This window comes from Planctomycetota bacterium (assembly GCA_035384565.1).
Taxonomy (GTDB): domain Bacteria; phylum Planctomycetota; class PUPC01; order DSUN01; family DSUN01; genus DAOOIT01.
In genome coordinates this window covers 42,402-67,272 of record DAOOIT010000006.1, presented here as the reverse complement: position 1 = coordinate 67,272, position 24,871 = coordinate 42,402, and the positions used below count along the sequence as shown (strand labels likewise).

Here is a 24,871-nt window from a genome sequence, read left to right as displayed (position 1 = left end):
AAGGGCGCGCTCAATCCTCAGGGTGCTCGCCCGGCCAAGTTCCTTCTCAGTCCCCGCCTGCCACGTGGACTCCGTCGAAGCAGACCGGCGGCGTCACGGTCGAGCCGTGCGTCTCTTGAGGGCTCCCAATGCCGCGCACCCGACGGAAGAGTTCGAAGACGTTGCCCGCAATCATGCAGTCCTTCACACGGCCGATGATCTGCCCGTGCTCGACAAGGAAGCCGAGGCCCACATTCACCGAGAACTCGCCGGCCAGGATGTTCGAGTGGCCCCCCCCGAGGACATCGTCCACGAGAAGCCCGCGGTCTATTCCCGCCAGGAGGCTGGCGAAGGAATCGCTTCCCGGCTCGAGGACGAGGTTGGTGGCCTCGGGCCTGGGGGCTGCGGCGAAGGCCCTGGCCGCATTGCCCGTGGCGGCACGTCCCAGCATCCCTGCGGTTTGGAGGTCCACGAGGTAATTCCGGAGAATGCCGCGTTCGAAGAGGGGCGTCCGCTGCGCTGGCGTGCCCTCGGCGTCAAAGGGTGCGCTGCCGTCGCCGTAGTCTCTGGTGCCGTCGTCGTACAAGGTCACTTCCGCGCCCAGCACCTGCTCGCCGAGCCGGCCCGTCAACGGAGACGCTCCCTTCTGCACGAGCTTGCCATTCACAGCCGACTCGATGAACTGGAGGAGGAGGCTTACCGCCCTCGCGGTGAAGAGCACAGGCCGCGCGCCGGCTGGCACCGGGGCCTCCCGCTCAGCCAACCGGATGTCGGCGATCACCTTCGAGGCGTAGCGCGGGAGGTCAGCTACCAAGGCATGAGAGCTCTCGCCGTCGCTCACCCACAGGAGGCCTCCCTCGCCCACCCGCACCGCCGTGAGCGAGGACTCGAAGCCGGTGAGGCTCATCTGCACGTCGAGACCGCTCGTGTTCAACAGCCGCTCGGCGCCGACCGACCTGTTCACCTCCACGTAACACTGCACGTCGCGGTACTGGCTGAGGACCTGCTCGATCGCTTCACGCCCCAGTTCGATGCCACGCTCGATAGGGAAATCGGCCACGCGCGGGTCGTAGACGGCCACATCGGGGTACGGCAACGGCCCCGGGAAGGCGAACTTCGCCTCCTGCCCAAACGCGGCGCTGGCGGTCGCCCGGTCGAGAAGGCCCGCGGGGTCGGACGTGTCGGTGGTGCTCGCAAAGCCGATCCGCCCGCGATGAATCAGCCGCACGCTGAGTGCGCGGGTGCACTTCGTGTGCACGCACTTCAACTGATTGTTCTCAAACTGGATCGGGCGCGCCTCGCTCTCGGCGACGTGGACTTCGGCGGCGTCTCCCCGGCGTCGTGCACGTTCGACGACTTGTTCCGCCGCTGCGGCGGCGCTCAGGGAGGGCATGGTCACCGTCCCCCCACAAGGCAGTTGCGGATGCGGATGTGGGGAGCGCCCGTGGACACGCGCAGCGGGCTCTGGTCGCCCTTGCCACAGCCCCCGAGCCCCCCGTACAAGGCCAGATCGTTCCCGACGGCGTCTATGTTGGCTAACGTCTCAAACACGTTGCCTGTCAGAACCACCTCGCGCACGCGTTCGGCCAGCTTCCCGTCGCGGATGATGAAGCCCTCCTCGGCTGAGAAGGTGAACATCTCCATGTCGGTCTGACCGCCCAGGCTGCCGCGTGCGTAGAGGCCCTGGCCCGTGTCGGCGAGCAGGTCATCGAGTTGCCAGTTGCCCGGCTCGATATAGGTGTTCGACATGCGGACCACAGGCGGATGCTGGTGGTCCATGGCGCGGGCATTGCCCGTGGGCTCCTCGCCCATCTTCGCGGCGGTCTCGCGTGAGTGCAGCCGGCTCGCCAGCACCCCGCCACGGATCAACTCCGTGCGCCGACCGGGCATGCCCTCGCTATCGAAGCCATACGAGCCCGCCTCGCCGGGCAACGTCGGATCGTCCACGATGCTCAGATGGTCCTGGCCGAAACGCCGCCCAATCTGCATCATCTCGCGTAGCGGCGGATTCTCGTACACGAAGTCGGCCTCGCTCAGATGCCCGAAAGCCTCGTGCGCGAACACGCCCGCCAACAGCGGGTCGGCGATCACCGTGTAGCGCCCTCCTCGCACCGGCTCAGCGGCCAGGAGCGCGATGGCCCGTTTCGCCACTTGCTCACAGTCAGCCTCCAGACCCTCCACGATCTGGTAGCCCCGCAGGTCGCCCACGCCCTTGTGTGCCCGCTGGACGTTCATCCCGTCCTTGGCGATGGCCGCCAGCGAGACGCCGCAGAAGACCTCCTCCTGGCAGAGGCACCGGCTGTCGGTGGAGGCGAAGGTGGTCTCGACCCACGAGTCGCGGTAACGCACACTGGACGTCTGGATGCGCGGGTGCGCAAGGATGCGCTGGTTGTAGCGGCGACAGAGCGCCTCCTTCTGTTCAAGAGGCACTTCTCGCGGGTCCACCACGCAGCCCGAAGAGACGCGCGCGGGGGCCGGCATCGGAGGCGCCAGGCGGCTCGGGCCAGAGCCCACCAAGGCGGCCTGCTCGCACGCCAGCCGCACGCAGCGGGGCAGATCGGCGTAGTCGTTGAACGAGGCGAATCCCCACCCGCCCTTGACCAGGGCGCGAACGCACCCTCCCACCGACGTGAAAGTGGAGAGGTCCTCCAACTCGCGCCCCACGTAGGTGACATGCGTGGTTGCCCTGCGCTCGATGCGCACCTCGGCATAGTCGGCGCGCGCGTGGGCGAGGGCCTGTCGGGCCAGTGTTTCCATCAGGCTTGCGCGGCGGGCGTAGAGGTGGCTTTCTTCAGTTGCGCCGCGAGGCGGGACTTCTTGCGGGCAGCGGCATTGCGATGCATCACGCCGTGTGCGACGGCCTTGTCGAGCGCGCGCGCAGCCTTGCGGAACTCCTGCACCTTGGCCTCGGCGTCCGCGCCCTCCAACGCGGCCGCGAACTGCCGCACCTGGAGCTTCACCGCGCCCTTGGCCGCCCGGTTGTGCAGACGCCGGCGGAGGTTCTGTCGGATGCGCTTCTTCGTCGTGAAAGACCTGGGCATTCCTCTCTCCAACGGATTGGCGGAAGGGGCTGGCGCGCCTACGTGGCGTCCTTGGCGCCCCGCTTGTAGAGTTCCTCGATCTTGCTGGAAACGTCGCGGAAATTGATGTCCACCTCGAAGACGCGTTTGTACGCCTCGAGAGCTTCGTTCAGCCGGTTCTGCCCTTCCCGGGCCTCGCCGAGCGAATAGAGGATTTCCTTGACCTCCTGGTCCACCAGGCTGGCCCCGGCAACGGCCTTCTGGAACTGCTCCACGGCCAGGTCCACCAGGCCCTGGCGCTGGAAGCAGATGCCGAGGCGGTACAGCGCCGTGCGGCGGTGACGGGGGTCACGCGACGCGAGCTGGAACTGCGCCGAAGCCTCTTTAAAGTTCCCCGTGCTGAACAGGATGTTCGCCAGTGCGAACCGCGTGGGCAGGTCTTGAGGCCGCGCTTTGGCCCGCCGCTGGTACTCCTCGAAGGCGAATCGCAAGCGCTCTTTACGCAACTGGGCCACGCGTTCCTTCGCGTCGGGGTCGCTCTCCAACTCCTCGATCTCGTGGTCCATCTCGGCCAACCGCAGATCGCCCAGACGCTCGGAGACCATGAAGTTGTGTGGGTCAATCTGGCGGGCCCGTTCGTACTGAGCGCGCGCCTGGTTCCAGTCTCTGAGCATCTTGTACAAATCGCCGAGCTGGATGAGGTGGCGGGTGTTGTTCGGGTCCTTCTGAAGGTCGAGCTTGACGCGCTCGATCGCGGCCATCACGTCCTCGCGGGTGCGGATGTCGCGCTGCGTGTCCTCGAGGCGTTTCGCGGCCTCCTCATCCTTGAGCACTTCGCGGTAGCCGCCCGCCTTGCCCGCCTTGTCCCATCCGCCCTCCACCATGGAGCGCTGCGCCGCGATGTCGCGGATGCGGCCTTCGGCCTCGCGGTCGCCGGGCAGGAGCTTAAGAATCTCCTCGTAGCGCTCGGCCGCGAGAGGGAGCTTCTCGGTGCGAACGTAGAGCTGGCCGAGCTTCCGTAACACCCTCACGTGGCCACGGAGCGCGGGGCCCCTGGTCGGCACGGTGCCGGCGCTGTTGCGCACGTCCTCCAGCACCAGGATGGCCACTTCGGGGTAATCGGCCTTCTCCGCCGCATAGGCCAGCAGGCGCTGGATGATCCGGTTGTAGGGGTCGTTCTTCAGAAACCCTTCGCAGGCGGTCATGGCCTTCTCGGGTTTTCGGATCGCCACGTAGACGAGCGCCGTGAACAGGTGGCCCAGCCCGCGTATCCACCCGGAGACGCCCGACTTGGTTACCCCCGCCTCCTGGCAACGCCGGATTTCCACGGCACGCAGCGCCCTGCGTGCGTCCACGTGCTGCGGCTGAAGCTCCAGCAGACGCGAGTAGAGATCAATCGCATAGTCGTAGTTGCCTCGTTCCGCAGCAACCGCGGCCTTCTCGGTCAGTTTCGTCGCGTCCACGCCCGCCTCCTTCCCAACCGCGGCCCGCACGACGCAGGGCACGATCGGTCGGTGTCTCCTGGAATCCAATGACTATAGCGCACCCGGGCGGCAAAGTCAAACGTCCCGAGGCCTCGGTCTTCACCCTCCCGCGATGGGCGGAAACACGTCCACCTTGGCTCCATCCCCCAGCACCGCCGAGGGGTCGCACCGAATGTGGTCCACGAAGACGAGCTTGGCCACGCCCTCGGGGACCCCCAGCGTGGCCAGCAGATCGCCCACCGTGCTCCCCGCCGCCAGCCTGCACGGGAACGGTCTACGGTCCTTCGGGTCCGGGCGGTACTTCGCCAGGACGGACCGCAGCGTCACCTCCACCGTGATCGTGCTCTCAGAGTCCGGCGTGCACACGGTCCAGGTCCTCGTCAGGAACGTCGAAGAGGCTGTTGTGGGGAGCGAGAGGCTCGGTCTTCATGAACTCCGGCAGGCGGTCGTCGAGGGCGCCGAAGCCTGCGAGACGGTTGAACGCGCGCTCGTGCCGCAACGTGGCCTTGCCCAAAGTCTCCAGGTATTCCTCTGGCGACCAGCTCGTGCCGCGATGGGCGTTGATGAGGTCCACCACGGCCTGAGCAGCGTCAGGGACGTCGAGCACACAGAAGGCAACGAAGAGGCAGAGCCCCGTGCTGTCAATCGCGGCGGTGGCCTGCTGAAGGGCGGCGCTCAAGGCAGCTTGCCCGTCTGGCTTAAGCGGGTTCACTGAACCGCCCACGCCCAACACGTTCTGTGCAATGGCGTACCCGGCCGTGTGGTCGGCGCCCATCGGGCTGGTGGCATAGGTTACGCCGATGCCCTTCGCGGCGCGCGGGTCGTAGGCGGGCATCGCCTGGCCCTTGACGCACGGGATGCGGCTGACGCCGAAGCACTTGCCGGTGGTCGCCGCGCCCGAGCCGAGGATGCGGCCGAGCGGCGTGCCCCTGCGCACCTCGTCGAGGAGTCGCAGCGCGCCTTCGGCGTCGCCAAAAGGCAGCAGCCCGCCCTCCATCGCGACGGCGATTGTCGCGCCCATCTCGATCGTGTCGAGCCCGATATCGTCGTCCGCCCGGTCCATGCGCGCGATCGCGTCCAGGTCTGCGATCCCGCAGTCGGCTCCGTGCGCCCACACGGTCTCGTACTCGGGCCCCTTGGAAAGGAAGTTGCCGTCCCTGTCGGGATAGACGCTGGAACAGCCGATGGTGCAGCCGGGGTGGCAGGGGTGTCGGGGGTTGCCTTTGCGCGCCAGGATGGTTTCCCGCTCGGTCTCGCCGCTGATGGCTTCCACGCCTTCGAAGGTGCCCGCCGAGAAGTTGCGGGTCGGGTACGCGCCGGCGGCGTTGATGACGTTCGCAAGGGCATTGGTGCCGTACAGGGGCAGGGTCTGGCCCGTCACGGGATGCGCCGCCAGATGCTTGGCGAAGCGCTTGGCGGCAGCGGCAAAGGCCTCCGCGTTGGCGCTAGCGGGTCGAGGCAGGCCGTCCGTGTCGAGCACGATGGCCTTGAGGCCCTTCGAGCCCATGACGGCGCCCAGGCCGCCGCGGCCGCAATGGCGGGTCGGGCGGCCATCCACGTCCGTAATCGCGATGCTCGCGGCGGCGAGGCGCATCTCGCCGGCCATGCCGATGGTGATGCAGGCGACCTTGGCGCCGAAGCGTTTGTGAAGCAGGTCCACCGTGTCGTAGTTGCCCAGGCCCTTCAGTTCAGGGGCCTCCAGGAGGCGGCTTCCTGCCTTGTCCACGAAGAGGAGGTAGGGCACGTCGCGTGTCGGCCTGCCTTCGACGACGATGGCGGCCAGGCCCAGCCGCCCCAGGGCCTGCGCCGCGGTGCCGCCGGAGTTGGATTCCTTGATGCCTCCCGTGAGGGGGCTCTTGGCGCCGATGGACAGGCGGCCGCTGCACGGGGCCGCCGTGCCGGCCAGGAGGCCGGGCGCGATGACCAGCTTGTTTTCGGCGGCCAGCGGGTGACAGGCCGGTGGCACTTCGCTGGCGACGATGGCGCTGGTGACCGCCCTGCCCCCGAGCGCACGAAGGCGGCTGGGCACCTCCTCAGCCGTCGCGGTGAGTGACCCCATCCTCACGCGGATCAACGCTCCCATGCCATGGCCTCCTGCGTCTGGAGGGTTTGCGCCCTATCCCCGCCCAAGCCATTCTAGCGGAGCGTTTGGGCGTGTCAACCTCACTTCAGCACCTGGAAGAGGTTGCTGTAGTCGTCCGTCCACAGGACTCGCCGCGTGGTGACAGGCTCTTCCCCCTCGTCCTCGGCCTTCTCGATGACACGGCGGATGGGCTCCGAGTCCAGGAACTCCGCATTCCGCGTCAGGAGCACCCAGGTGGCCGAGTCGACCTTGCGCGACTTGTCGCTCTTGGACTCGACGACGACGGCCTGCCACCCGAAGTAGTCTGCCTGCGCGAGCACTACGGGCTCGAGCTCGAGGTAGCGGTTCGAGATGTGAACGGCCAGGACGCCGTCGGGCTTGACATGGCGGTTGAGGTAGACGTCGAACGCCTCGCGCGTGAGGAGATGGATGGGGATGGCGTCGCTGCTGAAGGCATCTAGTGCCAGCACATCGAAGTGCTGCGGCTCCTGGCGTTCGAGCGACAGGCGGGCGTCGCCCAGCACCACCTGGACGTCGGCTCCCGCGGCCCGGCTGTCTTCGAGGTAGTGGAACCAGGTGGCGGCGATCAGGGGCACGGCCGGGTTGATGTCGTAGAAACGGTAGCAGTCGCCCGGACGGGCATAGGCCGCGATGGTGCCGGTGCCGAGGCCCACGACGCCGACGCGCTGGGGCGACTTGCCGTCGCCGCGCAGGTTCAGAATGGCCAGCCCCACGCCGCTTTTCTCGCCATAGTAGCTCGTGGGCCAGCGGCGCCGCTCCACGTCCGCGAACTGGTTCCCGTGCGAAATGCGGCCGTGCTGAAGGCTGAAGTAGTGCCGTTCGGGGTCCGTCTTGTGGTATTCGCTGACGCGCAGAACGCCGTAGAAGTTGCGCGAGAGCGACAGGCAGCCTTTCATCATCTCATCGGCGTCGCGCTTGAGCGTCACGGCAAGCACCGCCAGCAGACCCACGAAGGCGGGCAGGTACAGGATGGTCCACCAGCGCCGCGGCCAGCCCCGATGCGGCTTGCGATCGGCCCAGTAGGCCACCATCGCCAGGGCGGCGCAGAGCCACAGCCCCACGTGCAGTTCCAGGTAGGCGGGGAAGATGCGCGGCGCCACCAGCGACACGAAGGCCCCGCCCAGGGCGCCCCCCACGGAGATGAGCAGGTAGAAGGATGTCAGGTGCCGCGGGTTGGGCTTCAGGCGCACCAGTTCGCCGTGGCACACCATGCAGGCGATGAACAACACGGCGGAGAAACTGATAATCTGTCCCAGGATTGAGACGTCCACCCCCTCGCTCATCACCCAGGGGATGCCGCCGAGGACGGCCGACAGGGCCTCGGAACAGCCCAGGTCCGAACCCAGGTAGCCGCTGCCCGTCACGAAGGTCCACAGGCCGTGCGCGAAGGTCAGATCCCCAGCCGGGGCTTCCGGCGTGCCGGTGATGGCGAAGACGCCGAGCACCGGCAGGCGCAGCACGCGGCGCGCGAGTTCCACGCCCCCCAGGCCCACGAACAGCAGGACCCACCAGAAGACGCGCGGGTACCAGCGCGTGCTGTGGAAGCACAGGATGAATGTCAGGAGGTACACCGTCAGCGGCAACACCCAAAGGAACGGCACGATGGCCACGTCGCAGCACATCTGGTTCGTCACGGCGAGGAGCATGATCGAGCCGCACGCCGGCAGGGCCACCCACAGCAGGCGCACGCCCAGGCCGGGAGCCTTCTCGGTCTCGGAGGCCGCGGTCTCGCCCCCCGCGTTTGCGGCCGGCGCGGCTTCCGCCTGGCGCATCCGCAGTGCCGCGTAGCTGCACAGGATGGCGAAAAGCCCGAACCCGACCGACCACAGGAACCCCTGCGCCCTCAACGCCAGGCCCGGCTCCACGGCAAACGGGTAGCTCACCAGCGCGAGCAGCGAGCCGAGGTTCGACAACGCATAGAGGCGGTACGGCGACCGGCCGGGATGGGCCACGCTGAACCACGCCTGGAGGAGCGGGCTGGTCGTGGCCAGCACCAGGTAGGGCAGGCCCACGGTTGCCGTGAGGAGGACCAGGATGCCCCAGGTGGGCTCTGCGCCGCCCAAGGGCTTCCACCGCGCCGACGGGATGATGGGCAGCGTGGCCACGGCCGCCACCAGCAGCGCGATGTGGATCACCGCCTGCCGGCGCCGCTCCAGCTTCGTGCTCAGCCAGTGCGCGTAGGCGTAGCCCGCCAGCAGCAGCACCTGGAAGAAGAGCATGCACGTGGTCCACACCGCCGGGCCGCCGCCAAACCACGGCAGGATGAACTTGCCGATCAGCGGCTGGACCTGGAAGAGCAGGAACGCGCCCAGGAAGATCGCCGACGCGTACAGCAACACGGAAATCCCCTAAACCGGCTTTGCAGAACCCTTCGGGCCACAGGCGGGACACTGCGCCCGCCGCGGGACTCTCACCCGCGTGAGCTCGGCGTCCCACACGTCTACACAGAGGGCTTCGTCCCCCGGCTCGAAGTCCCCGAGGAGAAGCCGCAGACAGATCGTGCACTGGAGAGCTGCGACCACGGCCACCGTGGAGTACAGAATGCCCGCTGTCCCGGCGGTCGGCGCCGTCCCTGGAGCAGGGAGTTCGGCCATCAGGCAGCGATAGCACGGCGTCCGGCCGGGCACGACGGGGAAGACGAGGCCCGTCGCGCCCACGGCCCCGGCGAACACGCACGGGATGTGGTCTCCCAGGCAGGCGTCGTTGAGGGCCACACGGGTCTCCACATTGTCGGTGCCGTCCATCACCACGTCGAATCCGCGAACCAGCTCCGCCGCGTTCGCCGCAGTGACCTCGCACGGCCGAGCCTCGAGAGCGATGGTCGAGTTCACACGGCGCAGCCGCTCCACAGCAGCCGTCGCCTTGGGACGGCGCTGCCGCGCGTCCTCCTCGTCGAAGAGCAGTTGCCGCTGGAGGTTGTCGAGCTCCACCACATCGCGGTCCACGATGCGGAGGCGGCCCACGCCCGCGCGGGCCAGGCAGCTGGCGATGTGCGAGCCGAGCGCGCCGCAGCCAATGACGGCTGCCGACGCGGCCATGATGCGGCTTTGCCCCTCGGCCCCGATCGGCTCGAAGATCTCCTGGCGGATGTAACGCGCATCGGGCAAGGCAGTGCTTCCGGAGCTTCAGGCTTTGGGCGGGCGCCCGCAGTCGGACGGGTCGCCCCGCAGCTTGGCGAGTCCATGCGGCAGTGCGGCGAGAATGGCCTCGAGGTTCTCCACGGCGGCGCGCTCGGAGCCGGGGAGGTTCACGAGGAGGGTCTTCTTGCGAATCCCCGAGAAGCCGCGCGAGAGCGCGGCGTGCGGCGTCTTCGCCAGGGAGGCCGCGCGCATGGCCTCGTCCAGCCCGGGGGTGGGCCGGTCCACTACGGCGCGGGTCGCCTCCGGCGTCACGTCGCGCGGGGCGAAGCCTGTGCCGCCCACGGCAACCACGAGGTCAATGCTGTGCCCGTCGCTGTAATGGCGGAGGCGCTCCTCGATGCGGGGCCGATCGTCGGGGATGATCTCTAACCTGTACACGTGGCAGCCCAGGCGCGCGCAGAGCAGCTTCGCGACGGCGGGGCCTGCGGTGTCGGTGGCCTCGCCCCGCGAGCAGCGGTCGCTCACGGTGAGCACAACGGCCTGGATGACATCCCGCGGGACCGTCTGAAGGATTTCGACGGGGTCGCCCACCTGCGCCGCGCCTCCCCGCGTGACGCGGGCGAAGAGGCCCCGCCGAGGCATGAGACAGTCGCCCATGCGTTCGAACACGGTGCAGCGGTGGCCGTGGCACTCCTTGCCGAGTTGGGTCACCTCGAGTTCGGCCTCGGCCCCCAGGCGGAGGCGGCTGCCCAGACCAAGGCGATCCGTGTCCAGGCCCGCGATGAGGACATTCTCTGCAAAGGCCCCGGGCTGGAGGTCGGGGAGCTGGCGGCGCCAGGCATCGGCCTCCTCGGCGGCCAGGAGGCTCACCTGCCGATGCCACGCGCCCGCGTGGGCGTCGCCCTGGATGCCGTGGCCTGCGACGAAGAGGGCTCGCTCGATGGCTCGTTTGGGGACGCCCTTGGACTCGCTGACGCAGATGGCCTCGATGCGCATGGTGAGCCGCTACGGGTTGCGCCTCCACGTGCCCGACTTGCCACCCGACTTCTCAAGGAGCCGGAGGGAGCGGATCTCGACTCCCTTGGAGATCGCCTTGCACATGTCGTAGACGGTCAGGGCGGCGACCGACGCGGCCGTCAGGGCCTCCATCTCCACCCCCGTCTTCCCGGTGACGACCGCCTCGGCCCGGATGTGCACGTCATCCCCCTTCAGCGCCAGGTCTACGGCCACGTGCTCAAGGGGCAGAGGGTGGCACAACGGGATGAGCGCGCCGGCCTGTTTAGCGGCCTGGATGCCCGCGATGCGCGCGGTTTCGAGAACGGGGCCCTTGGCGACCGCATTGGCTCGGATCGCGGCGGCCGCCTCGCGCCCCACGCGCACCAGACCCTCGGCCACGGCGCGCCGACGCGTCGGGCGCTTCGCCGAAACATCCACCATCCGCGCCCTGCCCTCTCCATCTACGTGCGTGAGGGCGTGGCGGTCTGAAAGGCTTGCGGACTTGCCCACACCTGCTCTCTGTTGGTCTAGTCGCCCCCGATGCCGACGAGGCGCAGCAGGGCCGCGACGCCGAGGCCCGCAACCACGAGGGCCATCAGGCCGATCGGCCCCACGGCGAGCACGTAGAGGCCCCAGTCTTTCGGCCCCCACTTCGCCTCGGCCGGAAACTCGTGGCCGCACTCGGGACACTGGACGCGGCGGTTCGGCATGCGCTCCCTCCTTTCCCACCTAAGTATAAGCCGTGGACACGCTCGGGTCAACTGAGGCGCTCCCTCGAGGATGCCCACATCCCTGGCCACCTTCGCCACCGAGGCATCCGGGCACTGCCTGCTCCGCGGCTGTGTCACCCTGTGAGAGCGCATGTGACGCAGATGGCCGGGGACGGCCACCGGGGCCAGGGTCGGCCAGGCGCCATACTTGCTCAACTGTGAGGGGGAGGAAATTGAGCAAGTATGGGCGGAAAGGCCGTAGAGCCGCCCGGATCGCCAAAGCGCCATACTTGCTCACCAGAGCGAGAATGGCAGAATGAGCAGGTATGGCGGCGCCGTGTCTGGTTTCCAAGACAACTCGACGGCGAATGGGGGCGCAGGCGCCGGGCGCCACGTTCCCTCGCCTCTGTCGCCGCCCGCGTTGGACGGCTGGCGCCCGGGGAGGCAGCCTTGACCCTTGCCAGCGCGGCGGTTACAATACGGGCGAACGAACCGCCCCAGCGCGCCCGAGGTGCCACGCGATGAACGTTCTGGGCATTCCCAGCGTCGAGCTGGTGCTGAGCCAGCCCGCCCTGCGGGCGCTGCTGGCCGAGCTGCCGCGCGAGCTGGTGGTGGAGTGCGTGCGCGAGTGCGTGGCCGCAGTGCGCGCCGACCGCCAGCGGTCCGCCGGGGAGGGGACGACGACCGACGAGACGGCGGCGCAGGTGGCCGAGATGGCGGCCGCGCGCCTCGGGGTCAAGGCTCCGCGCTCGCTGCGGCGCGTGGTGAACGCCACCGGCGTCATCATCCACACCAACCTCGGCCGCTCGCCGATCGGCCCGGCCGCCATCAAGGCCATGGCCGAGGTCGCAGGCGCTTACTGCAACCTCGAGGTGGACCTGGCCACCGGCAGCCGCGCCCATCGCGACACCCACGTGGCCGACCTCCTGATGCGCCTGACGGGCGCCGAGGCCGCCACCGTGGTGAACAACAACGCGGCGGCCCTCGTGCTGGCCCTCACGGCGCTGGCGGCAGGCCAGCGGGTCCTCTGCTCGCGGGGCGAGCTGGTCGAGATCGGCGGCTCGTTCCGTCTGCCCGAGATCATCGCGTGCAGCGGCGCCCAGATGGTCGAGGTCGGCACCACCAACCGCACCCGCCTCGCCGACTACGAGGCCGCGCTGACCCACGGTGCGGCCGCCATCCTCAAGATCCACCCCAGCAACTTCCGCATCGTCGGGTTCGCCTGCGACGTGGCGGTGAAGCCCCTGGCCGAGCTGGCCCGCCGCTCGGGCGCCCTGCTGCTCTTCGACACAGGCTCGGGCCTTCTCCTCCCCGGCCGAGAAGCCGTGTTCGCCCAGGAGCCGGTCGTCCGCCAGGCGGTGGCAGACGGCGCCGACCTGGTGACGTTCAGCACCGACAAACTCCTCGGCGGCCCGCAGGGCGGCGCCCTTGTCGGCCGGCGCGCCCTTGTCCAGAGCATCAACCGGCACCCTCTCAAACGCGCCCTGCGCGTCTGCAAGGTCACGCTCGCGGGGCTCGAGGCCACGCTGCGCGCCCATCTCCACGCCGGCGCGCCCGACACGGTGACGATGCACTTGATCCGCCGGCCGGTGGAAGACGTGGCGCAGGATGCCCAAGCGCTTGCCGAAGCCATCCGCCGCGTGGCGCCGCGGTGGGCCGCCTCGCCCGAGGCGGATGAGAGTTCCATCGGAGGCGGCTCTCTCCCGGGCGAAACTGTGCCCACCGTCGTCGTCTGGCTCGAGGCTGCCGGCCACCCCGCCGGCGCGCTCGACGCCGCCTTTCGAGCCCACGAGCCGCCGATCTTCGGCAGGTTCCGGCGCAGCCGCTTCGGCCTCGACGTGCGCACGCTGTTGCCCGACGATGCCCGCGACATCCTGGACTGCGTCCAAGCCCTCGCAACCGGGCGCTCCACCGCCCAGAGGGCCGCCACACAATGAAGCACCTCGTCGCCGGCACCGCCGGGCACATTGACCACGGCAAGAGCTCGCTCATCAAGGCCCTGACGGGCATCGAGATGGACCGTTTGCCCGAGGAGAAGCGGCGGGGCATCTCGATCGAGCTCGGCTATGCCTTCCTGGACCTGCCCGACGGAACCCGCGTGGGACTCGTGGACGTGCCCGGCCACGAGCGTTTCGTGCGCACGATGGTGGCCGGCGCCACGGGGATTGACTTCGCCATCCTGGTCGTCGCCGCGGACGACTCCGTGATGCCTCAGACACGGGAGCACCTCGCCATCCTCAAGCTCCTCGCCATCCGGGATGGGCTGGTGGTCGTGAACAAGGTGGACCTTGTGGACGCCGAGATGGTCGAGTTGGTCGTCGAGGAGGTGCGCGAGCTGGTCGCGGACACCTTCCTTGCGAGGGCCGACATCGTGCCCGTGTCGAGCGTGACCGGCCAGGGCCTCGACGCGCTGCGCGAGGCTATCGCCCGGGTGGCGGCCCGCATCCCCGAGCGCCCCGGCGGCGCGCTCGCGCGGCTGCCCATAGACCGCTCGTTCGCCATCGCCGGCCACGGCACGGTGGTCACGGGCACCCTGGTGGGCGGCGTGCTCCGCGTGGGCGACGAGGTCGAAGTCCTGCCGCGCGGGCAGCGCGCCCGCGTCCGCGGCCTCCAGTGGCATGGCAGCGCCGTCGAAGCGGCCTACGCCGGCCAGCGCACCGCGGTGAACCTCGCGGGCATCAAGCATGATGAACTCGAGCGCGGCGACGTGCTGTGTGCGCGCGACGCCTTCCTGCCGACCTCGATGGTGGACGGGCGACTCGTCCTGGACGCGGCGGTGCCCCGCCCCATCGAGCACGGGGCATCGGTGACCTTCCACCTGGGCACGAGCGAGGTCCACGCCCGCGTCGCTCTGCTGGATCGCCTTCGCCTCGAGCCCGGGAGCGAGGCCTGGGCGCAACTGCGCCTGGCGGGGCAGGTGGTGGCCCGCCACGGCGATCGGTTCATCGTGCGCACCGCCGGCGGCGACGCCACCCTCGGAGGGGGCGAGGTGCTGGACGCGCACCCCCTGAAGCACAGGCGCCAGCGCGCCGACGCGGCCGAGGCCCTGCTCGCCCTGGCCAACGGCGGCCTCCAGGCCGCCATCAGCAACGAACTCCGCAAGGCCGCGGGGCCGCTCCGCCTCAGCGCCGTGTGCAAAGAACTGGCCGAGACGCCCGCCGCGGTTCTGCAGGCCTGCGGCGACCGCATCCGCATTCTGTCCACCGGCGCCGATGCCTGGCTCTACGATCTCGCGCTCCGCGACGCGGCTATCGAGCAGGCCGCCGCTGCCCTGTCACAGCATCACAAGGCCAAGCCCCTGCTGGCCACCGGGCTCACCGTGGCGGCGCTGGCGGCCAAGATAGACCCCGAACGTCGGTTCACCGAGGACCTCCTCGCCGCGATCCTGGACGAGGGGGTGGCGGCCGGGCGCTTCCGCCGCGTGGAGAACACCTATGCGCTGGCCAGCCACCGCGTGCAACTCGACCCACGCCAGGCCGAGGTGCGCGAGGCCATCCTCGCGGCTTGCCTCGCCGCGCCCTTTGCGCCGCCCACGCTGGCCGACCTCCAGAAGGCCCTGCCCTTCCCCGCGGCCCAGATCGCTTCGGTCCACGAGGCGCTCCTCAAGAGCGGCGGCCTGGTGGATGCCGAGGTTTGTGGCTTCCACCCTCAGGCGGTCGAGGAGGCGTGGCGTAAGCTCGAAGCCTACCTGCGCCAGCACGGGCAGATCACCATGAGCGACTTCCGCCAGTTGCTCAACACCACCCGCCGCTACGCCCTGGGCCTGATGCAGCACTTCGACGCCACGCGGAACATCGTCCGCGACGGCGATTTCCGCCGTCTCCGAACCTGACTCCATGCCTCCTGCCCTGGCATCCGCGCCGGGAGAATGCCGGCCGCGCCGCCCACGGTGGCTGCGGGCCGGAATTGTGGGTGGCTGCGGGAGCTCCGAAGGAGCGAAATAGGGTAGCCCACATCTTCCGGGGGTCGGGGTCTTGCCCCCGAGGGGGCGTTTGAGGGTAGCCCCGGTCGCCCGCGTTCGCGGGCCACAAAGCCCTGACGTGTGGGAGAAGATACGGGCGTTGTCCTGGGCTATCCCATGCGAGCCCTTCAGGCTCCAGAGACAATCACCCTGCCTACAAATCCGGCCCACACCCCCACGGGGTTGCTCCCTTGCCTCGCGGAGCCGCTTGCAGTATAATCCCAGACATTGGTATCCTCTTGTTGACACGCTGCGGTACGCGCAGAAACGCGCCGCAGCAGGCCAAAGGAGGCAGTGTCAGGAGAGCCCAGATGGTGGTGTCCCGACGAGTCTGTGGGGGCATCTTGGCGATGGCGGCGGCAATGTGGGTTTCCGGCGCTCTGGCTGCCGGCACGAATGCCCCACGCGAACGAAAGCCCCAGCGCTACTACGTGTTCCAGGTGATGGGCGTCAGCGGTGAGGTGACGTTCGAAGTTGTGTCGGACCTCGACTCCCGCGAACGCCTCAAAGAGTATGAGGAAGAGTACAAGAAGGCTGGCGAGGACTGGATGCGGGCGAAGCGCGACGCCCAGAAGCGCAAAGAGGAGTTCAAGGAACCCGCCCCGAAGGGCCCCAAGCTGCTCCAGAAGATAGCCCAGACCTTCAAGAAGGAAGAGGACGCCCGCGCGTACGCAGAGAAGCTCCAGAAGCAGTGGGACGATGCCCGCGAGAAGAAGGCGGGCAACAAGGCGGGCGGGGAGGCCGCGGGGGGCGAGAACAAGCCTGCTGAGGAGAAGTAGCCGCGGCGCACAGGCGCCTGCGCCCGACCGTCGGCTGCCCGGCCTGCCGCGGCCGTTGCGCGCTCGCGCTGCCGAGCCAGGGGGAGACACAGGGCCCGTGCCATGGCGTGCGGCTTCCCTCCGGCCCCTTGGACACCGCCGGCTGGACGGGCGGGACGGCGCTTTGTCTTGGCATCGCCCGACGCATCGGCTGCACAGGCGAATGAGGTGTTGACGCCGCCTGCCATGTGCGCTACAATCTAGCTTTATCGGGATGACGGAGGCGTCAGGCCGTCAGCAAACGATCCGGCTACCAGGCCGAGTGAGACGCATGGCCCACCGCAGGAAGCTACTGGGTACGATCCTGACCGAGTTGGGCGTGATCACACACCCACAGCTCCAGGAGGCGCTGGACCTCCAGAAGGACTCCAGCGTCCGCATCGGCGATGCGCTGCTAACGCTGGGCTATTGCACCCCTGGGGACATTGCGCACGCTCTTTCTCTCCAGTTTGGCCGCAAGGTGGTGGACCCGCGCACGCTCGACATCGCCCAGGAGGCCCTCGCCGCGGTGCCCAAGGCCATGGCGCGCGAGCACCACCTGATCCCCATCAGCCGGGCCGACGGCCGGCTGACCGTGGCCGTGGCCGACCCGCTCGACCTGTATGCGCTCGACCACCTGCGCTTCGCAACCAACTGCGACATTGACTACGTCATCGCGGCCAGCGACGCCATCGAGGAAGCGATCCACCAGAAGTACGAAACGGGCGAAGAGACCGTTGACAACATGCTCCAGGAGTTCACCGAGAGCGACATCGCTTTCACAGACAAGAACGCCGACGAGCTGGGGGAAGGCGACTCTGCGGACGATGCGCCCGTCATCCGCCTGGTCACACTCATCATCACAGAGGCGCTGCGCTCCCGGGCGAGCGACATCCACATCGAACCCCTCATGAACCGCCTGCGCATCCGCTACAGGGTGGACGGCGTGTGCTTCGAGGTGGAGAACCCGCCCAAGAGCCTTCAGGGCGCGATCGTCTCGCGTATCAAGATCATGAGCGACATGGACGTGGCCGAGCGGCGGCGCCCGCAGGACGGGCGAATCCGCATGAAGCTCCTGGGCCGGGACATTGACCTGCGCGTCTCCGCCCTTCCGGCCAGCCACGGCCCCAGCGTCGTCCTGCGTATTCTTGACAAGCAGTCGGTCTTGCTCGGCGTGCAGGACCTCGGGTTCGGCGACGACGACTACCGGCGCTTCCGCGCTATCATCAAGCGGCCCAACGGCATCGTGCTGGTCACCGGCCCCACCGGCTCGGGCAAGACCACCACGCTCTACGCCGCCCTGAACGAGCTGAACACGCCCGACCGCAAGATCATCACGGCCGAGGACCCTGTCGAGTACAGCCTCACGGGCATCAACCAGGCCGAGGTCCGCGAGCCGATCGGCATGACCTTCGCCCGAATCCTGCGCGCCATGCTGCGTCAGGCGCCCAATGTGATCCTGGTCGGCGAAATCCGCGACAAGGAGACCGCCGAAATCGCCATCCAGGCGGCCCTCACGGGCCACCTGGTCTTCTCCACGCTCCACACCAACGACGCCCCGTCCGCCGTCGCCCGTCTGATCGACATGGGCGTCCAGCCCTTCCTGGTCTCCTCGTCCATCCAGGCGATCATGGCCCAGCGCCTCATCCGCAGGATTTGCGCGAACTGCAAGGAGCCGTACGAGCCCAAGCCCGTCGAGCTCAAGATGGTGAACCTCACCCCTGAGGACGTGGCGCACGTGACCTTCTACAAGGGGGCCGGCTGCGGCGAATGCAACCACACAGGCTTCAAGGGCCGTGTGGGCATCTTCGAGCTCATGGAGATGGACGGACAGCTCCGCGACATGGCCTTCAACAAAGCCCCCACCAACCGCATCCGCGACCAGGCGATCGCGTCCGGCATGCGGCCCCTGCTTCAGGACGGCGTCCGCAAGGTGCTGCAAGGCCTGACGACAATCGAAGAGGTCCTCAGCAACGTCGCGGGCGACATCCTGGCCGCGACCACCTAGGGAGGGCGCCCACCCGTGGCAAGGTGGACTCAGGCTCAATGCGCGACGCCGGGAATGCCGTCGGGTGCGCCCCATGGGGTGGGGGCCGTCGGGCCGTCTGGGCGACGAACAACGTGCTGTGGGACATCGCCACACTCTCTTCCTTTGGCCGGGCGGGGGAAATGATGTTGGCGCCCGCCGACAGTCCTAGCCCCTGGAATTGGCGCGAGTAGCAATGCCTATCGAAGTCAATCGCCTGTTGCAGTTCATTGTAGACCGCGGCGCGTCGGACCTGCACATGTGCGTGGGACGGCCGCCCACGGTGCGGCTCAACGGCCGGATGCTTAAGCTCGACACGGCTCCGCTGGTTCCCGAGGACACCGTGAGCTTCATGAAGGCGATCACGCCCGACCGCCACCAGCAGGAACTCCAGGAGGTGGGGACGACGGACTTCGGTTTCGCCTTTCTGGACCAGGCCCGGTTCCGCGTGAGCGCCTACCACCAGAAGGGCTGCATTGGAATCGCCCTGCGTCTCATCCCCAACAAGCTTCTGACCTTCGAACAGATCGGTCTCCCCCACCACCTCAAGGAGCTGCTCACGAGGCCCCGCGGTCTCGTCCTGGTCACCGGCCCGACCGGCTCCGGCAAGACGACCACCCAGGCCACGATGGTGAACTTCATCAACGAGCACATGGAGCGCCACATCATCACCATCGAGGACCCCATCGAGTACTATCACGACCACAAGAAGTGCATCGTCACCCAGCGCGAGATCGGGGTGGACGTGCCGAGCTTCAAGGAAGGCGTGCGCCGCGCCCTCCGCATGGACCCCGACGTCATCCTGGTGGGCGAGATGCGCGACCTGGAGACCATGAGCGCCGCGATCACCGCCGCGGAGACGGGCCACATCGTCTTCGCCACCCTTCACACCACCGGCTCGGCGCGCACGGTGAACCGCATCATTGATGCCTATCCCACCACGCAGCAGGGCATGGTGCGTTCGCAGCTCGCCGTGTCGGTGCTCGCCATCCTCTCGCAGGTGCTGCTGCCGCGCGTCGGCGGGCAGGGCCGCGTGGCGGGCTTCGAGATCATGGTCATGACCGACGCCATCGCCAACCTCATCCGCGAGAACAAGGTCGAGCGAATCGACTCCGAGATCCAGACCGGCCGCTCGAAGGGCATGGTGCTGCTCGACGACTTCCTGTTCTACGAGCTGTTCGCCAAAGGGGTGATAGACTACAAGACGATGATCACCGCCTCCCAGCGCCCCGAGGACCTCCAGCGCAAGTACAAGGAGCGCAGCCAATAATGTCCGAGATCGAGCAAAGCTCCCGGCGGACCCGGCGGCGCCGCAGCCGCAAGATCCTGGGCGAACTGCTCCAGGAGAAGGGCTGGGCCACCGAACAGCAGATCCAGGACTGCGTCGAGGAGGCCAAGGCCGAAGGCAAGGTGCTCGGCGCCGTGCTTGTCGCCCGTGGCATCATCACCGACGAGCAACTCGTCCACGTTCTCGCCGAGCAGGCGGGAATGGGCGTGGTGGACCTCGACACCATCGAAGTCCCCAAGGACGTGATTGACCGCGTCTCGGTCTCGATCGCCGAAGTGTACCGCATCGCCCCCGTCAAGTTCGAGGACGGTGTGCTCACGGTCGCCATGGCCGACCCGCTCCAGGTGCAGGCCCTGGACGACCTGCGCTTCATGCTCAACTGCGACGTCGAGGGCGTGGTCGCCACCGAGGCCGCCGTAGACCGCGCGGTGAAGAAGTTCTACGCGGGGCAACGCGAGTCGGTCGAACAGATCATCCACGAGATCGAAGAGTCCCGCGAAGAACTCACCTACGACATCCAGTACGGCCAGCAGACGACCTCCATTGACATCGAGCAGCTCCAGGAGCTGGCCAACTCGATGCCCGTCGTCAAACTCCTCAACCTGATCCTCATCCAGGCCATCAAGGACCAGTCGTCCGACATCCACTTCGAGCCCTTCGAAGACGAGTTCAAGGTCCGCTACCGCGTGGACGGCGTGCTGTACGAAATGATGCCGCCCCCGCGGCACCTGGCCCTGGCCATCACCTCGCGCATCAAAGTCATGTCGAACCTCAACATCGCCGAAACCCGCCTGCCGCAGGACGGCCGCATCGAGCTCAACATGGGCCATAACCCCGTGGACCTGCGTATCTCGACGCTCCCGTGCATCTACGGCGAGAGCGTGGTCATGCGCGTGCTCGACCGCAGCGTCGTCTCCCTCGACCTTCAGCGGCTCGGCCTGCGCGAGGACGAGCTGCGGATCGTCAAGGGCCTCGTGGACAAGCCCCACGGCATCATCCTGGTCACCGGCCCCACCGGCTCGGGCAAGACCACCACGCTCTACTCGGCCCTCAACTACGCCAACAAGATTGACATCAAGATCATCACCACCGAGGACCCCGTCGAGTACGACCTCGAGGGGATCATGCAGGTGCAGGTCAACGAGGACATCGGCGTGACCTTCGCCCGCTGCCTGCGCTCGATCCTGCGTCAGGACCCCGACAAGATCCTGGTCGGCGAAATCCGCGACCTGGAGACGGCCCAGATCGCCATCCAGGCCTCCCTGACGGGCCACGTGGTGCTCTCCACGCTGCACACCAACGACGCGCCCACCACGATCACGCGTCTCATTGACGTCGGCGTCGAGCCCTACCTGCTGTGCGCCACGCTCGAGGCCATCGTGGCCCAGCGCCTCGTGCGCACCATCTGCACCAACTGCAAGACCCCCTACGAACCCTCCGCCGAGGCCCTCGCCTCCGTGGGCCTCACCAAGGCCGACCTGGAGGGCAAGCAGTTCTGCTACGGCAAGGGCTGCCAGCGTTGCAACAACACCGGCTACCGCGGCCGCACCGCCATCTTCGAGATCATGGTCATCAGCGACACGTTGCGCGAGATGATCATGCGTCACGAGCCGGCCACGGCCCTCCGCGCGGTCGCCCGTCAGGAAGGCATGCGCACGCTCCGCGAGAGCGGCATGCTCCATATCTACGACGGCATCAGCACCATCGAGGAGGTGGTCCGCGAAACACAAGTCATGGTCTAACCCCGCGCTGCATCGGGCTGTGGCTTGACATTCGTGGGCGACGCGATACAATCAGTTGGACAGGGGCGGCCACGGGCGCCCCGAGCGGCGGTGTCCCTAAGGAGACGACAATGCCCACCTTCTCGTATGAGGCGCTCGACAGCCAGGGCCAGGTGGTCCACGGCGAGATCGAGGCGACCTCCAGCGAAGAGGCCATCGTCAAGATCCGCGGCAAGAGCTACTTCCCCACCAACGTCAAGGAGAAGGCGGCCCGCAAGGCCCGCGCCGCAGCCGTCGGCCCACGCAAGCGCAAGAAGGCCGTCGCCTTCGGTAAGGTGAAGTCCAAGCAGCTCGCCGCCTTCACCCGCCAGCTCTCCACGCTGGTGGACGCCGGCCTCCCCATCGTGCGCAGCCTCAAGATCCTCGAAGAGCAGCAGAAGCCCGGCGTGCTCAAGAACCAGCTCGGAGACGTCGCCGAGGACGTCGAGGGCGGCTCCGCGCTCTCGGAGGCGCTTGCGAAGCACCCCAAGACCTTCGACAAACTTTACATTAACATGGTGCGTGCCGGAGAGGCGGGCGGTGTGCTCGACTCGATCCTGGAACGTCTCGCCGGCTTCATGGAAAAGTCCCAGCGCCTAAAAAAGCAGGTCGTGTCGGCCCTCATCTACCCGGCCGCCGTCATCACCGCCGCCGGCGGCATTCTGGCGGCAATCATGATCCTGGTCGTCCCCAAGTTCGAAGAGATGTTCAAGGACATGCGGATGACCCTGCCCCAGATGACCCAGATGCTGATCTCCTTCAGCAACTGGATCCGGAACTGGTGGTTCCTCATCCCGGTCATCCCCTTCAGCATCTTCGTCATAATGAAGATCATTGGGGCAAACAAGACCGGACGCTACGTGCTGGACAAGGTCAAGCTCAAGATGCCTCTGTTCGGCATGATCATCAGCAAGTCCACCATCTCGCGGTTCGCGCGCACGTTGGGCACGCTGATCTCATCGGGCGTGCCGATCCTCGAGGCCCTCTCCATTGTGAAGGAGGCCACGGGCAATGCCGTCTTCGAGACGGCCATCGGCCGCGTGCACGACAGCATCCGCGAGGGCGAGAACATCGCCGGCCCGCTGGGCCAGACCAAGATCGTGGATGCCATGGTGCTGAATATGGTGGACGTGGGCGAGGAAACCGGTGAACTCGACAAGATGCTCATCAAGGTCGCCGAGACGTACGATGAAGACGTGGACGCCCTGGTGAGCGGCATGATGAGCCTCATCGAGCCCTTGCTCATCATCGTCCTGGGAACAGCGGTCGGCTTCATCGTCATCGCCCTCTTCCTGCCGCTGATCTCGCTGATGCAGCAGCTCGGCGGCTCGTGACCACCACGGAATAAGACCACCAAACCCGGGCGCGGGACACTGCGATAGCGTCCCGCGCCCGACTCCTTGGAGGGGGAAATCCGCCCACTCAACCGGCGTTCGCCTCCGGCCGTGCCGCCTTTCCCAGCGACCATCTGCCCCGCACTGCCCTGGAATCATAAACCCTTGACTGGCATGGGCGTCGCGGTAGAATCGCTATGGAGGGTGGTGTGACTCGCTCGCCCGCCCCAGCAGCAGCCGAAACGATGCGACCAGCCGACCAGAAGAGGTGATCAAATGGCTCATAAGCGGTTGGTAAGTCGAGAGATGCGGCCATCCAGGCTTCCCGGAGCTTCTTCGGCCCGGCAGGCCGATGGCTTCACGCTTATCGAGCTGCTGGTGACCATGGCCATCCTCGCCAGCCTGGTCGCCATCCTCGCGCCCGTCATCAACTCCGCACGCCGCGCCGCCAAGATCGCGGGGACCAAGAACCTCCTCGCCCAGTTGGAGGCCGCCATTGACCGCTTCAACGAGAGCTGGGGCTACTACCCCCCCGACAAGATCCCATCGAGTTTCGCCAAGGCCAAGAAGTTCAGCGCCGACCAGGTCTGGGCGGGCTTCCCAGGCACCTCCGAGTCCTCTGAGGCCCTCTACTACTGCCTCGCCAACCCCTACGCCACGCCCTCCAGCCCCTTCATCGAGCTCCAGGCCGGCAAGGAGTGCGACGACACCAACGGCAACGGCATCCCGGAGATCATAGACACCTGGGGCCGGTCCTTCATCTACAAGCGCAAGCTGATTGACCCCGGCACCACGATGCCCTCCGTCTTCCCCGGTGTCGCCGACCTCGGCACCGCGGACTGGCGAATCAGCAACAACCTGCCCAGCCGAAACAAGAACTCCTACGATCTGTGGTCCCGCGGCCCGTACGCAGGCGACCCGAAGATGGAAGAGCGTTACTGGATCACCAACTGGAAGTAGCCAGGAGCGATGAAGCCCATGCGAACCCGCACCGTTCACCGACCCTTGACGCGCGGCTTCACGCTGATCGAGCTGCTGGTGGTGATGGGCATCATCGCCGTCCTGGCCAGCATGCTCCTCCCGGCCATGTTCGCCGTCTCCCAGCAGACCAAGGTGTCGAACACCGAGGCCCTTCTCAAGCGCGTCGCCGTCGCCCTCGACACCTATCACAAAGCCTACGCGTACTACCCGCCCGACTTCATCAACCAGGGCAAGCCCGTCGTGAACCTTCAGGGCACGCTCGGCGGCACCCCGCCCACGTACACCGTGATCCCCGCAATCACCAACGTCTACCCCGCCGAAGCCCTCTACTACTACCTCTGTCACCGCTACCTCAGCCGCGAGCATCCCATGCTCACCCTGCGCCTCGCCATCGAGGCGAGCGACGTTCAATCGAACGGCTTCCCCGAGATCGTGGACAGTTGGGGCCGCCCCATCCTCTACAATCGCCGAGCCTTCCCTGCCGTCCCCGACACCGAGTACAACTTCGCCGGCAACCCCAAGCACAACGCCGAAACCTACGACCTCTACTCGGTCGGCCCCGACGGCCAGACCGGGGCGGGCAAGGACCTTCCCGAATTCGGCCCGACCACCATGGCGCTCTTCTGCACAAGGGCCATGGATAACGCCGACGACGGCAACCAGGAAGACGACATCTGCAATTGGAAGAAATGACCATGCGTAGCACAGCCGCCATCTCCCGGTTCGCGGGCACCCGCCGCCCCTTGCACGGCTTCACCCTCATCGAGGTGCTGGTGGTCATCAGCGTCATCGCCATCCTCGTCGCCCTCCTCTTCCCCGGCGTGCGAGCCGCCCTCTGGTCGTCGAAGTCCCAGACCTCGCGCATCACCCTTGCACAATTCAGCGTCGCCATTGAACTCTTCAAGGACATGCGTGGCTACTACCCCGTGGGCAGCGACTTCGCGAACCGCACGGTGGTCTCCCAGCTCGGCGACCTGCTCAAGGTGCGCGAGAGCTCGTTCATTGACACCGACAACGACCGCATCCGCGACGCCGTGGTGGACGCCTGGGGCCGCCCCTTCATCTACACCCGCTACGTCGCCGACATCACGAAGGCCCCCCAGCAGAACCCCGGCCAGAGCAACGGCGAGAACGGCGTCCAGCCGATCAACAACCCGAGAACATTCGACCTCTTCTCCTGCGGGGCGTTCGCCGAACTCGTCGTCGGCAGCCCGAACAATGCCAAGAAGTACCAGACCGACGCCCTCGTCAACGACGGCAAGAAGTACACCCACGACGGCGAGCGGGTGAAGCAGGGCGCCAAGGAGACCGGCGACATCAACCGGTATATTGGCAACTGGTAGAGCTGACC

Annotated in this window: 21 protein-coding genes; 10 read left to right on the top strand and 11 right to left on the bottom strand. The window is 67.5% G+C overall.

Annotated features, from left to right (window positions below; all coding sequences use genetic code 11):
* Positions 1–46 precede the first annotated feature (46 nt).
* From PLE19_03780 to PLE19_03730, 11 genes are all read right to left on the bottom strand, one after another.
* A complete protein-coding gene (locus tag PLE19_03780) occupies positions 47–1,372 on the bottom strand; it encodes a TldD/PmbA family protein (protein ID HPD14040.1) in 1,326 nt (441 codons plus the stop codon).
* Positions 1,373–1,374: 2 nt separating this feature from the next.
* A complete protein-coding gene (locus PLE19_03775) occupies positions 1,375–2,736 on the bottom strand; it encodes a TldD/PmbA family protein (protein ID HPD14039.1) in 1,362 nt (453 codons plus the stop codon).
* On the bottom strand, positions 2,736–3,020 hold the full coding sequence (gene rpsT / locus PLE19_03770; protein HPD14038.1) for a 30S ribosomal protein S20: 285 nt from the start codon (positions 3,018–3,020) through the stop codon (positions 2,736–2,738). The genes PLE19_03775 and rpsT overlap by 1 nt, the downstream gene beginning before the upstream one ends.
* Positions 3,021–3,058: 38 nt before the next feature.
* Positions 3,059–4,462 (bottom strand): tetratricopeptide repeat protein, encoded by a 1,404-nt coding sequence (locus PLE19_03765; GenBank protein ID HPD14037.1) that lies wholly within the window; start codon positions 4,460–4,462, stop codon positions 3,059–3,061.
* 120 nt (positions 4,463–4,582) lie between these two features.
* Entirely contained in the window at positions 4,583–4,849 is a 267-nt protein-coding gene (locus PLE19_03760) for a MoaD/ThiS family protein (protein ID HPD14036.1), read from the bottom strand.
* Positions 4,830–6,566: an aldehyde ferredoxin oxidoreductase C-terminal domain-containing protein gene (locus tag PLE19_03755; GenBank protein HPD14035.1), complete on the bottom strand. Its 1,737-nt coding sequence runs from the start codon at positions 6,564–6,566 to the stop codon at positions 4,830–4,832. The genes PLE19_03760 and PLE19_03755 overlap by 20 nt, the downstream gene beginning before the upstream one ends.
* Positions 6,567–6,646: 80 nt before the next feature.
* Positions 6,647–8,926, bottom strand: a complete 2,280-nt coding sequence (locus PLE19_03750) for a fused MFS/spermidine synthase (protein HPD14034.1) — start codon at positions 8,924–8,926, stop codon at positions 6,647–6,649.
* Between the two features lie 9 nt (positions 8,927–8,935).
* Positions 8,936–9,694 carry a ThiF family adenylyltransferase gene (locus PLE19_03745; protein ID HPD14033.1) on the bottom strand — a complete coding sequence of 253 codons (759 nt, stop codon included), beginning with the start codon at positions 9,692–9,694 and terminating at the stop codon, positions 8,936–8,938.
* Positions 9,695–9,712: 18 nt separating this feature from the next.
* Complete coding sequence (locus PLE19_03740) at positions 9,713–10,663, bottom strand: molybdopterin-binding protein (GenBank protein HPD14032.1); 951 nt, start codon at positions 10,661–10,663, stop codon at positions 9,713–9,715.
* A 9-nt stretch (positions 10,664–10,672) separates the two neighbouring features.
* Complete coding sequence (moaC, locus tag PLE19_03735) at positions 10,673–11,173, bottom strand: cyclic pyranopterin monophosphate synthase MoaC (protein HPD14031.1); 501 nt, start codon at positions 11,171–11,173, stop codon at positions 10,673–10,675.
* 17 nt (positions 11,174–11,190) lie between these two features.
* Complete coding sequence (locus tag PLE19_03730; protein ID HPD14030.1) at positions 11,191–11,373, bottom strand: hypothetical protein; 183 nt, start codon at positions 11,371–11,373, stop codon at positions 11,191–11,193.
* A 521-nt stretch (positions 11,374–11,894) separates the two neighbouring features.
* Between PLE19_03730 and selA the strand changes: the two genes are divergently transcribed.
* The 10 genes from selA to PLE19_03680 all read left to right on the top strand — a co-directional run bounded on the left by selA (position 11,895) and on the right by PLE19_03680 (position 24,863).
* Entirely contained in the window at positions 11,895–13,310 is a 1,416-nt protein-coding gene (gene selA / locus PLE19_03725) for an L-seryl-tRNA(Sec) selenium transferase (GenBank protein ID HPD14029.1), read from the top strand.
* On the top strand, positions 13,307–15,205 hold the full coding sequence (gene selB, locus PLE19_03720; GenBank protein ID HPD14028.1) for a selenocysteine-specific translation elongation factor: 1,899 nt from the start codon (positions 13,307–13,309) through the stop codon (positions 15,203–15,205). Before selA ends, selB begins: the two co-directional genes overlap by 4 nt.
* A 440-nt stretch (positions 15,206–15,645) precedes the next feature.
* On the top strand, positions 15,646–16,113 hold the full coding sequence (locus PLE19_03715) for a hypothetical protein (GenBank protein ID HPD14027.1): 468 nt from the start codon (positions 15,646–15,648) through the stop codon (positions 16,111–16,113).
* A gap of 310 nt (positions 16,114–16,423) precedes the next feature.
* Positions 16,424–18,139: a type II secretion system ATPase GspE gene (gene gspE, locus PLE19_03710; protein ID HPD14026.1), complete on the top strand. Its 1,716-nt coding sequence runs from the start codon at positions 16,424–16,426 to the stop codon at positions 18,137–18,139.
* A 214-nt stretch (positions 18,140–18,353) separates the two neighbouring features.
* Complete coding sequence (locus PLE19_03705; protein HPD14025.1) at positions 18,354–19,427, top strand: type IV pilus twitching motility protein PilT; 1,074 nt, start codon at positions 18,354–18,356, stop codon at positions 19,425–19,427.
* Positions 19,427–21,187, top strand: a complete 1,761-nt coding sequence (locus PLE19_03700) for an ATPase, T2SS/T4P/T4SS family (protein HPD14024.1) — start codon at positions 19,427–19,429, stop codon at positions 21,185–21,187. Before PLE19_03705 ends, PLE19_03700 begins: the two co-directional genes overlap by 1 nt.
* Before the next feature lie 110 nt (positions 21,188–21,297).
* A complete protein-coding gene (locus PLE19_03695) occupies positions 21,298–22,539 on the top strand; it encodes a type II secretion system F family protein (GenBank protein ID HPD14023.1) in 1,242 nt (413 codons plus the stop codon).
* A 306-nt stretch (positions 22,540–22,845) separates the two neighbouring features.
* Positions 22,846–23,499 carry a type II secretion system protein gene (locus PLE19_03690; GenBank protein HPD14022.1) on the top strand — a complete coding sequence of 218 codons (654 nt, stop codon included), beginning with the start codon at positions 22,846–22,848 and terminating at the stop codon, positions 23,497–23,499.
* Positions 23,500–23,517: 18 nt separating this feature from the next.
* On the top strand, positions 23,518–24,213 hold the full coding sequence (locus PLE19_03685; GenBank protein ID HPD14021.1) for a prepilin-type N-terminal cleavage/methylation domain-containing protein: 696 nt from the start codon (positions 23,518–23,520) through the stop codon (positions 24,211–24,213).
* Between the two features lie 2 nt (positions 24,214–24,215).
* Positions 24,216–24,863 carry a prepilin-type N-terminal cleavage/methylation domain-containing protein gene (locus PLE19_03680; protein HPD14020.1) on the top strand — a complete coding sequence of 216 codons (648 nt, stop codon included), beginning with the start codon at positions 24,216–24,218 and terminating at the stop codon, positions 24,861–24,863.
* Positions 24,864–24,871 lie beyond the last annotated feature (8 nt).

Coding starts and splice junctions, on each gene's coding strand:
- PLE19_03755 (HPD14035.1), bottom strand. CDS start 6,566: ATGGGAGCGTTGATCCGCGTGAGGATGGGGTCACTCACCGCGACGGCT.
- rpsT (HPD14038.1), bottom strand. CDS start 3,020: ATGCCCAGGTCTTTCACGACGAAGAAGCGCATCCGACAGAACCTCCGC.
- PLE19_03775 (HPD14039.1), bottom strand. CDS start 2,736: ATGGAAACACTGGCCCGACAGGCCCTCGCCCACGCGCGCGCCGACTAT.
- PLE19_03690 (HPD14022.1), top strand. CDS start 22,846: ATGCGGCCATCCAGGCTTCCCGGAGCTTCTTCGGCCCGGCAGGCCGAT.
- selA (HPD14029.1), top strand. CDS start 11,895: ATGAACGTTCTGGGCATTCCCAGCGTCGAGCTGGTGCTGAGCCAGCCC.
- PLE19_03715 (HPD14027.1), top strand. CDS start 15,646: ATGGTGGTGTCCCGACGAGTCTGTGGGGGCATCTTGGCGATGGCGGCG.
- selB (HPD14028.1), top strand. CDS start 13,307: ATGAAGCACCTCGTCGCCGGCACCGCCGGGCACATTGACCACGGCAAG.
- PLE19_03695 (HPD14023.1), top strand. CDS start 21,298: ATGCCCACCTTCTCGTATGAGGCGCTCGACAGCCAGGGCCAGGTGGTC.
- PLE19_03700 (HPD14024.1), top strand. CDS start 19,427: ATGTCCGAGATCGAGCAAAGCTCCCGGCGGACCCGGCGGCGCCGCAGC.
- PLE19_03740 (HPD14032.1), bottom strand. CDS start 10,663: ATGCGCATCGAGGCCATCTGCGTCAGCGAGTCCAAGGGCGTCCCCAAA.
- PLE19_03730 (HPD14030.1), bottom strand. CDS start 11,373: ATGCCGAACCGCCGCGTCCAGTGTCCCGAGTGCGGCCACGAGTTTCCG.
- PLE19_03705 (HPD14025.1), top strand. CDS start 18,354: ATGCCTATCGAAGTCAATCGCCTGTTGCAGTTCATTGTAGACCGCGGC.
- PLE19_03680 (HPD14020.1), top strand. CDS start 24,216: ATGCGTAGCACAGCCGCCATCTCCCGGTTCGCGGGCACCCGCCGCCCC.
- gspE (HPD14026.1), top strand. CDS start 16,424: ATGGCCCACCGCAGGAAGCTACTGGGTACGATCCTGACCGAGTTGGGC.
- PLE19_03780 (HPD14040.1), bottom strand. CDS start 1,372: ATGCCCTCCCTGAGCGCCGCCGCAGCGGCGGAACAAGTCGTCGAACGT.
- PLE19_03685 (HPD14021.1), top strand. CDS start 23,518: ATGCGAACCCGCACCGTTCACCGACCCTTGACGCGCGGCTTCACGCTG.